Here is a 13352-nt window from a genome sequence, read left to right as displayed (position 1 = left end):
GCGGCGGTCACTCGGCCGGGCGCGGGCGCCTCCGGCGCTGCGTGGTGTGCGCCGATGCGGGGCTGGCCACGGCGCCCGGCTGGGCCCGCTCCGGCAGGAGCTGGCGGAGCTGCCACGCCTGCAGGAACGCGCGCCGCTCCGCGTCCCGGAGCGCGTGCTGGTGCTGCCCCATCATGAACGCCGGCACGACCAGCATGAACAGGGTGGTCAGCGTCAGCGCCGTGATCGTCGGGACCTTCGAGTGCTCGACGGCCTGGGGCAGGATGACCATCGCGCCGTCCGTGAACTCGTACGAGCGCGGCAGGATGCCCGAGTACTCGATCCACGCGGCGGCCAGCACCGCGACGCAGCCGGTCACGACGACGGCCACGCGGTAGGCCGTCCGGTACGTGAACGAGTTGCCGTACGTGAAGATCACGAGGAGCATCGGCATGAAGAGCAGCGGGCCGAAGCCGCGCCCGATGCACAGGAAGCTGAGCACGTTGAAGACGAACCCGGCGTAGGCGTACCACTCCGCGGACCGGCGGTGCACGAGGCGCGCCGCGATGAACTTCATCAGCGCCGCCAGGGCCGTGAAGCCCAGGATGAAGCCGAAGACCTGCCACTCGCGGATGCCCAGCCACACCGCGGCCACGAGCGTCGCGATCGCCGTCGCGAGCAGCTCGGCGCGGATGCCCGCGTGCAGCTGCAGCCGGTGCCGCGCCGCCGCGGCCGCGTCGAGCTCGGCGAGCACCTCCTGCGGCATCTCGCGCGGCGGCTCGGTCAGGATGCGCCGGAGCGTCTCCAGGGCGCGCTCGTTCGACGGATCGAGCGCGAGCGCCTGGCCGACCTCGCTGAGCAGCGTCTTGCGGGCGCTCTCGGCCTCCTTGCCGCCGGCGAGCGCCCTCTCCACCTTCTCCTCGGCCAGGCCCGCGTGCCGCGCCGCGAGGTCGCGGCGGAGCTCCACGTCCTTGTCGCCGTCGAGGAAGCGCTCGACCGCCTCGTAGAGCGCGCGCGCGGTCGGGTAGCGCTCGGACGGCTCGCGCCGGGTCGCCCGCACGCAGATGGCGTCGAGCTCCGGCGGCACCTCCCGCTCGGGCGCGCGCACCGACGCGCGCGCGTCCGCGCCGTGCAGGAGCGAGTCGAGCATCTCGTTGCGATCCTTCTTCGGGTGCAGCGGCTTGAGCGTGAGGAGCTCGAAGAGGATGGCCCCGAGCGAGTACACGTCGCTGCGCGCGTCGAGCGTGTCGACGCACCCCTGCGCCTGCTCCGGCGACATGTACCCGAGGGTCCCGAGCACGTCGCCCGGGATGGTCCTCGTGCTCATGGGGTCCTCCCCCATGTCGATGGTCTGGTACGGCGTGTCGATGAGCTTCGCGACGCCCCAGTCGAGCAGGTACACCTCGCCGAAGTCGCCGAGCATGATGTTGGCGGGCTTGAGGTCGCGGTGGAGCACGCCGCGCGAGTGCGCGAAGTCCACGGCGATGCAGATGGACGAGAACGCGGTCAGCAGCTTGCGGCGCGAGAAGCTCTGCAGCGCCGTCGCGTCGCCCTCGCGGAGCTCGTTCAGGATCCTCGCCAGCGTGAGGCCCCGGAGGCGCTTCATCGTGAAGTACGCCGAGCCCTTGGCGTCCACGCCGAGGTCGTAGACCGGCACGATCGAGGGGTGCTCGAGCTGGCCCTGCACCCGGGCCTCGCGCAGGAACCGGTGGCGGAGCGTCGTGTCGCCCTGGTGCTCCGCGCGGATGACCTTCATGGCCACGTCGCGGCCGATGCGGCGGTCCCTGCAGAAGTGGACCTCCCCCATCCCTCCGACGCCGAGCAGCGAGCGCACCTCGTAGCGCGGGCCGTCGCTCGTGAGGTCCGCGAGCTCCGCCCGGGCGCGGCCGGGGTTGACCGGCGTCGGGGTCTGGCCGTGCGAATCCCCGCCCTTTCCGCGAGATTTTCGCATCTCGGGGAGCTGCTCGAGCGTCTCGAAATCGTCGTCGAACAGAGCCATGGCCTTCGGGAAGCCAGGCCAGTCGCGCCGTGCCAGCAACACCCCACACCGGCAGGGCCCCGCGTGGTGACCCCCGGACGGCCTCGACGGACGGCCGCGAGCACCGCCGCGGAATGCTGGGCTTCCTTGGCGAAAGGATCTCGTATCGGGTGGTGATGTCAACGGGGTGCTGCGTCCGTGGAAGACAACGGACGAGCCGTGCTGCGCCGCGCACCACGCGCGCAGATCGGGTGAAAGCGCGCAGCCCGCGTGAAATGAAGGTCGATGTCGGGCGCCCGCGCACGGCGCCGCGCGGCCTCCGCGCCGTGTGTGGGGAGCATCACGACGCGGACGATCGGCGGTGATCTGCGGTGCGGCGCCGGCGGAGGCGCGGCGCGCTCGGCCGGCGGATGGCCTCAGCGCCCGACGAGCGCGAGCAGCGTCTTCTTGTTCGCGAGGCCGACGTGCCGCCCCAGGGGCTCGCCGTTCTGGAAGGCGACCACGGTCGGGACGCCGCGGATCCCGAAGCGCTTCGTGGCCGCGGGCGACGCGTCGATGTCGAGCTTGACCACCTTCACCTGACCCGCCGTCTCCGCCGCGATCTCATCGACGATCGGCGCGAGCCGCTTGCAGGGGCCGCACCAGGACGCGGAGAAGTCCACGAGCACCGGTGTATCGGTCTCCAGGACCTCTTGAGCGAAATTCAGGTCGTTGACTTCGATGACGTTGCTGCTGCCCATGGCGCTGTCCTTTCAGCTCAACTCGGAGGCGAGCGGCCCTGGCCGCGATCGCCGGCTCGACGCCGGCCCGGTCTCGACGGCCACGCTCGCATGAACTGTTATAAACACGGTTTCAGTTTCCGCCAGGGGAGGGGAGGCGCCGCGCGGGGCGGGGGCCGGCGCGATCAGCCGGCCTTGATCGGCGCCGGCGCCGGGCGGCCGAGGTGCTGCGCCCGCAGCGCGATGTCGGCGACGGTCTTCTGCGAGAGGCCGCGCAGCAGCCCTTCGTTGGCCGCCTCGGCGACCTCGTCGAACGCGCGCTGGATGCCCGCGCCGATCGGGCACCTCGCGTTCGGCTCGCACGGGCTCGGCGCGATGGCGCCCTCCGGCTCCACGGCGGCGTACACCTCGCTCAGCCGGATCTTCTTCGCCGGCCGCGCCAGGCGGTAGCCGCCGGCGCGGCCTTCCCGCGCCTCGATGAGCCCGGCCTGCGACAGCCGCACGAGGATGCGCCGCAGGAACGCCGGGTTCGTGTTGATGCTCGCGGAGAGCGCGTCGCTCGCGCAGCTCTCCTCGGTCTGCGCGAGCAGCGCGAGCGCGTGCGTGGCGATGGCGAAGCGACCCGAGGACATCGAAGGGCCTCTCGGAGGTATCTGAGGGTTCCGACGTCTCCGCTGTCAAGCCTCGGGGGAGCGACGCCCGCGACGCGGGGGAGCGGCGCCCCGCGACGCCGTCAGGGCGACGGCGATCGGGCCGAGGTGCGGGTCAGCACGAGCGCCTCCCCCTTGCCGTCGGCGAGCCTGAGCTCGATCGACGCGGGGACGGGCGACGCGCCGGCGCAGCGGCTGTCGGACACGACGTGGCGCGCGCGGGCGAGCGAGCTCTCCCCGGTCGAGGTGTCGACGAGGCGCAGATCCACGCCGGCGCCCCCGGCGTCGAGCGCCGCGATCACCTCGGCGCACGTGTTCGCCGGGATCTGGAGCGGGAGGATCTTGAGGCGCGAGGCGTCGAGCGCCACCGCCTGCGCCCCGGCGGCCGCCGCGGCGTCGGTGAGGCCGGCGGCGCTCATGCGCCCGAGCAGCCTCGCGGCGGCGAGCGGGTGCGCGACGAGCGCCGGCGGGGCCGTGGGCTCCTTGCGGACCTCCACGGCGAACGGGCCAGGCTGCGCCATCGACTCGACGTCGATCCGGGCGGGGCCGCCGCTCCCGCAGGCGAAGAGCGTCGCCCGCGCGCCGCCCCGGGCGCGGCCGAGCAGGGCGTGCGCGTCGCTCCACAGCTCGGCGAGCACGTCGGCGAGCGGCCTGCCGGCCAGCACGTCGATCCGGGCGCAGCCGGCCGGCAGCTCGATCGGGAGCGTCGTCCGGCTGCCGAGCCGCGCGGCCCCGGTCGACACGCGCGGCGCGCCGTAGCCCCGGCCGGCGAGCGCGCGGCCGTGGTCCGCCCGCACCTCGGCGAGATCGCGGCCCTCGGTCACCCGCTCGATCGGCGTGGCCCCGGAGATCTCCGCCTCGGCGCCCGGCTGGGAGCGGCCGATGACCACGGCCACGAGGCCCTGGGTGCCGCGCGAGCGGACCGCGATCGAGAGCTCGATCGAGACCGTCGAGCAGAGGAGCAGCACGCGATCCTGGCCCCGCTCGCGGGCGCGCGCGACGATCCTGCCGGTCTCGTCCTCGGCGACGACCTCGAGCGAGGCGACCTCGTCGCTCGGCGAGACGAGCACGTCGACGCAGCGGCCGCCGTCGAGGGTGGCCCCGATGCGGCTCGCGGTCCTCGAGCCGACGGGCAGCGCGACGCGCCGCACGTCCTCCCAGCGCGCGCCGACGGCGCCGCGGTGCGCGCGGACCTTCGCCTCGAGGCCGGGCCACGACTCGAGCCGCCCGCTCTCGTCGCCGGCCCGGCCGCGCGCGCCCACGGCGCGGGCGACCGCGTCGGCCGCCTGGACCGGCACGCCCTGCACGCCGACGCTGACCGCCCCGGCGCCCGACATGACGCGCGCCATGACGTAGAGCCGCCGCGGGTGCGGGGGGCAGACGAGGATGGAGGCGCGCGCGTCGGCCGCCTCGTCCGTGGAGAAGGCGCTGCCGTCGTCCTCGAAGGCGAACAGGTCGACGTCGCCGATCGTCGGCGAGACGCGGGCCATCGCGAGCATGCAGTCGCCGGCGGGCACCTCGACGAAGGCGCCGAGCCGATCGCCGTCGGACACCATGTCCGCGCCGATCACCCGGAGCGGGCCCGCGCCGGCCTGCGCGGCGCGCTGCGCGTCCCTGCCGAGCAGGGTGCTGCCGTCGATGCGATCCGGGAGCGGGCGCAGCGTCTCGGGCGCCGGCGCGCCCGGCGAGGCGGCCGCGCCGGCGCGGCAGGCGGGCGCGGCCGAGAGCAGGGCGGCGAGCGTCCAGGCCGCACGGGCGCGCGCGGGGCGCGCCGCGCGCGGGGTCGAGGCGCGGGCCGCGTGCGCGGGCCCGGCCGCGCGCGCGGGCCCGGAGGCACGGCGCGCAGGCGGCGGCGGGGGCGCGGGCGAAGGACGGGGCGCGGGGTGTCTGGGACGCAAGGTCGTGGGCTCGTCGGGGCGCTCGTGGCGAGCGACGAGGTTCTACTTCAGGGCGGGTACGGCAGCCAGAGCGCGCCCGTCAACGCCGTCGGCCGCGCCGCGCCGCCCCCGCCGCGGCGAGCAGGCCCGCGCGCCGGACGCCGCCGCGGATCACCCCTCCGCCGCCTCCGCGCAGAGCCGCCCGAGCGTCCGGACCGCGTGCTCGATGAGGTCGGTGAACGGGTAGCCGCAGTTCACCCGGATGTAGTTCGAGAACCGGTGCTTGGCCGAGAAGATCGGCCCCGGCGCGACGCTGATGCCGTGCTCGAGCGCGCGCTCGTGCACGTCGAGCGCGCTCGCGCCGGGCGGCAGCTCGACCCAGAGCACGAAGCCGCCGGCGGGGCGCGAGACGCGGGTGCCGGGGGGGAAATGCTCGGCGATCGCCTCGCTCATGCGCGCGACCTGGGCGGCGAGCCGGCGCCGGAGCGTGCGCAGGTGGTGCTCGTACCCGCCGATCTCGAGGAACTCGGCGATCGCCATCTGCGGCAAGGTCGCGCACGCCACGCTCTGCCCGAACTTGAGCTGCTCGACCTCGTCGAGGAAGCGGCCGGGGGCCGTCCAGCCGACCCGGTAGCCCGGCGCCATCGTCTTCGAGAACGACGAGCAGAGCATCACGAGCCCCTTGCGATCGAACGCCTTGGCCGGGCGGGGGCGCACGTCGCCGAAATGCAGGTCGCCGTAGATGTCGTCCTCGATGAGCGGCACCTCGCGGCGCGCGAGCATCGCGACGAGCCGCTCCTTCGCCTCGTCGGGCATGGCGCTGCCGAGCGGGTTGTTGAAGTTCGGGATCGCGAGGCACGCCTTGATGCGGTGGCGGCCCAGCATCTCCTCGAGGACGTCGAGGTCCATGCCCGTGCGGGGGTGCGACGGGACCTCGAGCGCCTTGATGCCGAGGCTCTCGATGAGCTGGAGGAGCCCGTAGTACGCCGGCGACTCCAGCGCGACCGTGTCGCCGCGGCGGGCGACCGCGCGCAGGCAGAGGTGGAGCCCCTCCATGGCGCCGACCGTGGTCACGATGTCGTCGGCCGAGAGCGCGACGCCCCACTCGACCGAGCGCCGGGCGATCTGCCGCCGCAGCGCCGGCAGGCCGGGCGGCGGGTCGTACGAGACGCCGGCGCCGCCCGCGCTCCGCGCGATCGCGCCGAGGATCCGGTTCAGCTTGTCGGTCGGCAGGAGATCGGGGCTCGGGCACGCCGCGCCGAACGGGACGATGTGCGGGTCCCGGGATGCCCGGTAGACCTTGGAGACGAGGCTCTTCACGCTGACGCGCGTGGCGGTGGTGCAGGCGCGCGCGGCCCGCGGCTCGGGGAGCGCCGAGACCCGGCGGGCGCGGACGTAGTGCCCCGACTGCGGGCGCGCCTCGATGAGCCCGCGGTTCTCGAGCTGCAGGTACGCCTGCAGCACGGTCGCGACGCTGACCCCCTGCTGCCGGCTGAGCCGCCGCACCGACGGGATCCGGTCGCCGGGCCGCAGCGTGCCGCGCGCGATCAGATCGGCGATGTGGGCGGCGACGCGATCGTAGAGGTGGGCCTCGTCCTCGGCTTCGATGGGCGCCTGCGCCTGCACGACGGACGAGTGTACAACCGGGCGGGCGCTGCGGTACCGGTACAGCCGGCCGGCGTGAGGACCAGCACAGTTGCCCGTTCGGCGAACTGTACCGGCTTCAATGCCGGGCGGACTGCCTCTGTGCCGGTCGCTCGCTCGAGCCCAAGCTCTGCGGCATGAAATTGACCTCACTTGTTCCGGAGGCGCGGTCGCGCCTCCGAGAGTCGTCGCGGATCGAGCTCGGGAAGGGGGGGTTGTGGACGCACCGCCTGCGGGGCGGTCCGCTGCTCCTGAGCTGCACCGCCGGCTCGGTCTGGGTCACCCGCGAGGGTGAGCCGGACGACGTGGTGCTGGAGGCGGGGGCCAGCTATGGCGGCGAGGGGCGCGGGCTCCTCGTGGTGGAGGCGCTCGAGCCGGCGCAGATCGCGGTGGCCGCGGGCGAGGCGAGGCGGACGGCGCGCGCGGCGCTCGAGCGCGCGCGCGGGGCGCTCGGTGCGGCGCGGGGGAGCTGGCTCGTGCTCCTCTCGCTCGCCGCGCTGTACCTGATCTGGGGCTCGACGTACCTGGCGGTCTCGATCGCGCTCGAGACGCTGCCGCCGTTCCTGCTGGCCGGGGTGCGCTTCGTGACGGCGGGCGCGCTGCTCTACGGCGTGCTCCGGCTGCGCGGGGTCCCGCGCCCGACCCTGCGGGAGTGGGGCGCGGCGGCGCGGGTCGGGGTGCTGCTGCTCGTCTTCGGCAACGGGCTGGTCGTCGTCTCGCAGCAATGGGTGAGCTCCGGCGTCGCCGCGGTCGTGGTGTCCACGATGCCGCTCTGGCTGGCGCTGTTCACCACCGTGCGGGTCGGGCGCGGCGAGGGCGCGTCGGCCGGGGCCCCGGAGGTCTCCCGGGGCGAGTGGCTCGGGCTCCTCGTCGGGTTCGCGGGCGCGGCGCTGCTCCACCTCGGCGGCGACCTCCACGCCGCGCACGCCGGGGCGCTGCTCATCGTGCTGGCCCCCGTGGCGTGGGCGCTCGGCTCGCTGTACAGCCGCACGCTGCCGCTGCCGGCCGGGCCCATGGCGGTCGCGGCGGAGATGCTGGCGGGCGGCGCGGTGATGCTCGGGATCAGCGCGCTCGCGGGCGAGCGCCTCGCGGCGCCGCCGTCGGCGCGGTCGCTCCTCGCCCTCGGCTACCTGGCGGTGTTCGGGTCGATCGTGGCCCTCAGCGCGTACGCGTTCCTGCTCCGGAGGACGCGCCCGGCGATCGCGACGAGCTACGCCTACGTGAACCCGATCGTCGCCATCGCGCTCGGCATCCTGCTCGGCGGCGAGCGCGCCTCCGCGACGACGTGGGCGGCGGCCGCCATCATCGGCGCGGGCGTTATCATCGTCACTCGCTTCCGTCACTAGAGCGGGGGGGCACCCGCTGCGGAGACGGGCCCACCTCGACGTTTTCGGTGCTCGGCGTACGTGAGTACGCCTGCGCGCCGAAAACGCCGATCTGGGCCCGTCTCCTGTGCGGGTGCCCCCCGCTCTGTCTTCCTTTGGGGCAGCGCGGGGGCGGAAGTGCCTCCTCGACCGGGCAGCGTGCCGTGAGCTGCGGCGATCGGGGGGCTGCTGGCGGGCGCCGCGCGGCGCGAGCGCCGTCGACCGTAGGCAATGCGGGAGGCGACGTGTAGTGTGCGGCGCGAGGAGGAGAGGTAGATGAAGCGAGGTTACCGGCTGCTCGGATGGGCGCTGCTCCTTTCCGGTGCGCCGCCGGCGTGCGGCGGCGACATCGGCGGGGCGGCCAGCGCGACGTCGGGCAGCGGGGCGGGCACGGCGTCGAGCAGCGCGAGCTCGGGCAGCGGGGGCGGCGGAGGCGGCGGAGGCGGCGAAGGCGGGGGCGGCGGCGAAGGCGCCAGCGATGGGGGCGCGGGCGTGGGCGCGGGGCCGACGGGGGAGTGTGCGGCGGTCGCGCCGGGGCCGTTCGAGCCGACGCTGGTCACGGACGTGTTCAGCGGCAGCGAGGACTTCGCGTTCGATGGCCAGGGCTACCTCGTCGCCAAGCAGGGGCCGAACATCGTTCGCTACGAGGCCTCGGGCCATACCTCGAACTTCGCGTCCCTGCCGGGCAACGTGCTCGGGCTGCGCTACCGGCCCGACGGGACCCTCGTGGCCGCGCGGCCCGGCCAGGGCGACGTCGTCCAGATCTCGGCGGCCGGCATCGTCATCGAGTACGTGGAGGGCCTCCAGGAGCCGAACGGCCTCGCTGCGGACGCCGACGGCAACGTCTGGGCGACCGACCACGCGGCCGGCCGCGTGCTCCGCCTCAACCCGGACGCCACGGTCGACGAGATCGCGAGCGGCGCCCCCGAGGTGAGCCAGCCGAACGGAATCGCCTTCGATCCGGCGCGAAAGGCCGTGTTCTACACCAACGCCGCCGCCGGCGAGATCCGCAGGATCGACCTCGCCGACCCCGGCGCGCGGCCCTCGCTCGTGGCCACGATCGCGTCGGCCACGCTCGACGGGCTCGCCCTCGACACGTGCGGTCACCTCTACACGATCGATAACAAGGACAGAGAGCTCTACCGCGTGCGGCTCGACGCGGGCGGGGCGGCCGTGGGAGAGCCGGAGCTCCTGGCGAGCTTTCCGACCGGGGTCGCCAATGCGCAGTTCGGATCGGGCCCCGGCTTCAACGCGAGGACCCTTTATGTCGGGGGCGCGTCCGGCTCGATCTACGCCGTCGCGGTCGGCATCGGCGGCGCGCCGGTCCCCGCGCCGCCGGAAGCGCCCTGATGAACGCTCCTCGGCGGCGCGCTGGCTCGGCGGTGGTTCAGCGGGCGCCCTCGGCCGCGGCCACGTCACCCTTCTTGAGCTTCTCTTGAAGCTCGCCGAGCTTCCCCGCCGTCCGGTCCAGGGCGCGCGCGGCGTGCTCGAGCGCGAGCCGCCCATACCCGATCGCCACCCCTGCCCAGGACGTGCCCCGCTCGCGCAGCGTCTCGATGAAAGGCGGCTTGGTCGCCGGCGCCGCGGCGCTCGCGTCGGCCTGATGCGCGGGCGCGGCGCTCCCGTTCACGCTGTTCTCGACCTTCGGCTCCGTGATGCTCTGCGTCTCACTCATGATCTGCCTCCCACCTCGGTTGTTCCCCCCGCGACGGACGCGGGCGTACAGAAACGATCCATCGAGCACAGGCCGACCGTCCTCGCACATCGCCCGCTCTCGCGAGGACGCAAGATGCGATGTGCACTGGAACGAGGGGCCTCGCCGCGCGGCCATGCCAGCCGACAGACCCACGCTGTGGCCTCGTCGGAGGCACAAACGCGACGCAACGACACTGCGACGCGACGCGTTAACTGTCAAGCCCTCATGTCGATTTTGTTGCAGTCGTTTTTCGCTACGCTGTTTGATGAGGACGCTGCGGCGGCCATCGCGTTCGCTCGGCAGGTCAACGAAGGGAGTCTCCCTATGTCGCTAGCGCGCTGGAACAAGGCCGCGCCTCCAAGGCTCTTCTGGTTCCTCGTGGTGCTGTTGCTGCTCGCCGTCCCCTCGCTCTCGCTGGCGCAGGCGCCGGCAGAGGCGACGGCGGCGCCTGCTGCGGGCGCGGCGCCCGCGGCGCCCGCGGCGAAGGCCGCCGCGGCGCCGGCGCACGCGTCGTCGCCGCCGCCGGACTCATGGGCAGGTCAGCTGGAGATGCTCTCGCGCTGGGTCGATCAGCGCCGCGGCCCGGGGCACTGCGAGGAGCGCTGTTACGCGCTCGACCGGCTGCGCATCACCGGCGCGGTGGGCGAGGGGCCGCTCCAGTTCGAGCTCTCGGGCGGCGTGCTCGCGGATGGCCCGGTGGCGGTGCCGCTCTTCGGGCCGCCGGCGCACGTCCGCATCGAGGCCATCCTCGACGACGGACGGCCCGCGTCGCGCCGCGAGGCCGCGCCGATCAGCTTCGAGAACGACCATTACTACCTCTGGACCGCCGCGCGCCGCTTCGTGCTCCGGGGCACGCTGTCGCTCGACGGCGATCTCACGCTGCTCGTGGCCGGCCCGCTCAACTCGTTCGAGGCCGACGTCACCGGCGGCTCGGTCGCGGAGGGCGCGCAGCTCTCGGGCCTCTCGGGGGCGACGCTCCACTTCAGCCGCGACGGGGGCGCGGCGGCGCAGAGCGCGGGCCCCACGGTCTTCCAGCTCTCGCGCGCGGTGCGCGTCGGGCGGGAGATCGGCTTCGAGTACCGGCTCGTGCTGCGGTCGGGCACCGATCTCGGCGTGGTGCGCCTGCCGCTCGCGTTCGGGGAGAAGGTGCTCGACGTCTCCGGCGCGAGCGGCTTCCGGGTCGAGGGCGAGGAGCTCGTGCTGCCCACCTCGGGCCGCACCGCCGAGGTGGCGATCTCGGGCACGCTCCCGAAGGTCGGCGTCTTCTCGCCCGACCCGCGCTCGGCCTACGAGTGGTGGCTGTTCGAGTCGGACGCGGAGCACCGGCTCACCGTGAAGGGCGACGCTCGCCAGGTCGACGCCGCCGAGTCGCCGATCCCGCGGACCCAGGCGACGTCGCGCCTGCTGCTGGTCCAGCGCGGGCAGCGCGTCGAGGTCGCGGTCGAGCCGCTCGCGGGCGTCGAGGTGCTCGCCGCGGTGGTGCGCGAGCACCGCCGCACCCTGATCCTGACCGAGCGCGGCGACCTCGTGGCCGACGACGCGTTGACCTACGAGAACAACGGGATCGATTACCTGCCCTACGCGCCCGGCGGGCGGCCGATCTTCCTCGCCACCGACGGCAAGGCGCAGCGGATCATGCACCAGGGCGCCGCCGCGGAGGAGGTCCTCGTGCCCCTGCAGACGGGGAGCCACAGGATCCAGGTGCAGTCGCTGGGGCAGGCCGCGGTGCGCCCGCTCGGCGGGTCCCTGGAGCTGCCGATGCCGGGCTACTCGCTCACCGCGAGCGAGGTGGCGCTCACGGTCGGGCTGCCCGAGCGCGTGGTGCCGCTCGCGCTGCTCGGCGGCGACCGGCCGGTGTGGTTCGCGGACGCGGGCGACGCCGTCGCCGTGGCGATCGGCTTCGTGGCCGCGTGGATCGCCGTCCGCCCCGGCGGGGCGCCGAGCCGCGCGCGCCTGCGCGCGCTGCGGGCGCTGGGCGGGCTGATCATGGCGGGCCTGTGGTTCGTGGCGCCCGCCACGTTCGTGGCGATCCTGGTCGGGATCGCGACGGCCGGGGCGGCGTGGCTCGTCGGGCGGCTCTTCCGGGGCACGAGCCGCGCGGTCGCGATGGTGGTGCTGCTCGGCGCGGGCGGCCTCGCGCTCCTGGTCGGGCTCTTCGCGGTCTCGGCGGGGCGTTACCGGTCGGAGCGGTGGAACTCGTACGAATCGGCCATGGCGCCGGCCGCGGCCCCGCGCGCCGTCAAGGGCGACGAACCGTCCAAGGGCGGCGGCTCGCTCGCGCCCGGCGGCGCCGTGCTGGAGGGGGTGACGCCGGTGGCGCTGTCGCTCCCGGACTACGAGCGGTCCGTGCAGGCGAGCCGCGAGCTCGTCACGCGCGAGCGCGCCTTCCGCCCCGTGCTCGTCTACACGACGTCCTCGGCGCTCGTGCCGCTCGCGCTGCTGTGGCTGGCCGGGGCGACGGTCCTCCTCGCCGCGCATCGCGCGCCGCTCACGGAGCTCTACCAGCGCGCGGCCGCGCGCCTGTCGCGCCGGCCCGAGGACGAGGACATCGACCGGCCCGGGGGCGGCAGGCCCCAGGGCGGCCCGAGGCCCACGGCGCCGCTCGGCTGAGGCGGAGCCCGGGCGCCGGCGGGCCGGCGCGGATCGGATCGACGCTCCTGACAGCTCGCTGTCAGGAGCCCCGGGCTAGGCTCCCTCCACGCGCCTCGCGTCCGCGCCGGCGAGGGGGCGCGCCACCATGCGGAGAGCCGACCGACTGTTCCAGATCGTCCAGCTGCTGCGCCGCCGCCGCATCACGACGGCCGCGCGCCTCTCCGAGGAGCTCGAGGTCTCGGAGCGGACCATCTACCGCGACGTCCGCGATCTCATCGCGTCGGGCGTGCCGATCGAGGGCGAGGCCGGCGTCGGGTACGCCCTGCCTCGCGGCTTCGATCTGCCGCCGCTCATGTTCCAGGACGACGAGATCGAGGCGCTCGTGCTCGGCGCGCGCATGGTGGAGAGCTGGTCCGATCCGGCGCTCGTGCGCGCCGCGAGGCGCGCCCTCGAGAAGATCGAGGCGGCGCTGCCCGAGCGCCTCCGGCCCAGGGTCGCGGCGAGCGCGTTGTTCGCGCCGAGCTTCCACATCCCCGAGGGCGCCACGGCGCACCTCGCCGAGCTGCGCGCCGCGGTCGGCGAGCGCCGCAAGGTCCGCTTCGGCTACGCGCGCGAAGACGGCGCCCGCTCGACGAGGACGGCGCTCCCGCTGGGGCTCTTCTTCATGGGCACCGGCTGGTCGCTCGCCGCCTGGTGCGAGCTGCGCGCCGAGTTCCGCAGCTTCCGCCTCGATCGCATCCACGGCCTCGAGGCGCTCGACGAGCGCTTCGAGGAGGTGGAGGGCCGGACGCTCGACGACTTCTTCCGGTTCCGGCGGGCCGAGGCGCGGAACGATCGAGGCGGTCCGTGACCG

Annotated in this window: 10 protein-coding genes; 4 read left to right on the top strand and 6 right to left on the bottom strand. The window is 74.7% G+C overall.

Features of this window, described 5'->3' with window-relative positions; all coding sequences use genetic code 11:
* Positions 1–7 precede the first annotated feature (7 nt).
* From NQZ70_RS35420 to NQZ70_RS35400, 5 genes are all read right to left on the bottom strand, one after another.
* Positions 8–1978 carry a serine/threonine-protein kinase gene (locus NQZ70_RS35420; RefSeq protein WP_129578171.1) on the bottom strand — a complete coding sequence of 657 codons (1971 nt, stop codon included), beginning with the start codon at positions 1976–1978 and terminating at the stop codon, positions 8–10.
* 395 nt (positions 1979–2373) lie between these two features.
* Entirely contained in the window at positions 2374–2697 is a 324-nt protein-coding gene (gene trxA, locus NQZ70_RS35415; RefSeq protein ID WP_129578170.1) for a thioredoxin, read from the bottom strand.
* A 164-nt stretch (positions 2698–2861) separates the two neighbouring features.
* Complete coding sequence (locus NQZ70_RS35410; protein ID WP_129578169.1) at positions 2862–3308, bottom strand: Rrf2 family transcriptional regulator; 447 nt, start codon at positions 3306–3308, stop codon at positions 2862–2864.
* A gap of 101 nt (positions 3309–3409) precedes the next feature.
* The gene (locus tag NQZ70_RS35405) at positions 3410–5224 is read right to left on the bottom strand and encodes a hypothetical protein (protein ID WP_129578168.1); all 1815 of its coding nucleotides are present in this window, start codon (positions 5222–5224) and stop codon (positions 3410–3412) included.
* Positions 5225–5374: 150 nt separating this feature from the next.
* Positions 5375–6829: a PLP-dependent aminotransferase family protein gene (locus tag NQZ70_RS35400; RefSeq protein WP_129578167.1), complete on the bottom strand. Its 1455-nt coding sequence runs from the start codon at positions 6827–6829 to the stop codon at positions 5375–5377.
* Positions 6830–6984: 155 nt separating this feature from the next.
* Here NQZ70_RS35400 and yedA point away from each other — a divergent pair, with 155 nt between their 5' ends.
* Together yedA and NQZ70_RS35390 are read left to right on the top strand one after the other, a co-directional pair.
* Positions 6985–8193, top strand: a complete 1209-nt coding sequence (yedA, locus tag NQZ70_RS35395) for a drug/metabolite exporter YedA (protein ID WP_237244325.1) — start codon at positions 6985–6987, stop codon at positions 8191–8193.
* Between the two features lie 294 nt (positions 8194–8487).
* Positions 8488–9561: an SMP-30/gluconolactonase/LRE family protein gene (locus tag NQZ70_RS35390; RefSeq protein WP_129578166.1), complete on the top strand. Its 1074-nt coding sequence runs from the start codon at positions 8488–8490 to the stop codon at positions 9559–9561.
* 37 nt (positions 9562–9598) lie between these two features.
* On the opposite strand, the gene NQZ70_RS35385 is transcribed toward NQZ70_RS35390, so the two are convergent.
* The gene (locus NQZ70_RS35385) at positions 9599–9886 is read right to left on the bottom strand and encodes a hypothetical protein (RefSeq protein WP_237244324.1); all 288 of its coding nucleotides are present in this window, start codon (positions 9884–9886) and stop codon (positions 9599–9601) included.
* A 345-nt stretch (positions 9887–10231) separates the two neighbouring features.
* Here NQZ70_RS35385 and NQZ70_RS35380 point away from each other — a divergent pair, with 345 nt between their 5' ends.
* Both NQZ70_RS35380 and NQZ70_RS35375 read left to right on the top strand, forming a co-directional pair.
* A complete protein-coding gene (locus tag NQZ70_RS35380) occupies positions 10232–12517 on the top strand; it encodes a hypothetical protein (protein ID WP_129578165.1) in 2286 nt (761 codons plus the stop codon).
* A gap of 127 nt (positions 12518–12644) precedes the next feature.
* Positions 12645–13349, top strand: a complete 705-nt coding sequence (locus NQZ70_RS35375; RefSeq protein ID WP_129578164.1) for a YafY family protein — start codon at positions 12645–12647, stop codon at positions 13347–13349.
* Positions 13350–13352: the final 3 nt, after the last annotated feature.

The organism is Sorangium sp. So ce836, from assembly GCF_028553905.1.
In the GTDB taxonomy this organism is placed as follows: domain Bacteria; phylum Myxococcota_A; class Polyangia; order Polyangiales; family Polyangiaceae; genus Sorangium; species Sorangium cellulosum_D.
This window is presented reverse-complemented; position numbering and strand designations above follow the sequence as displayed.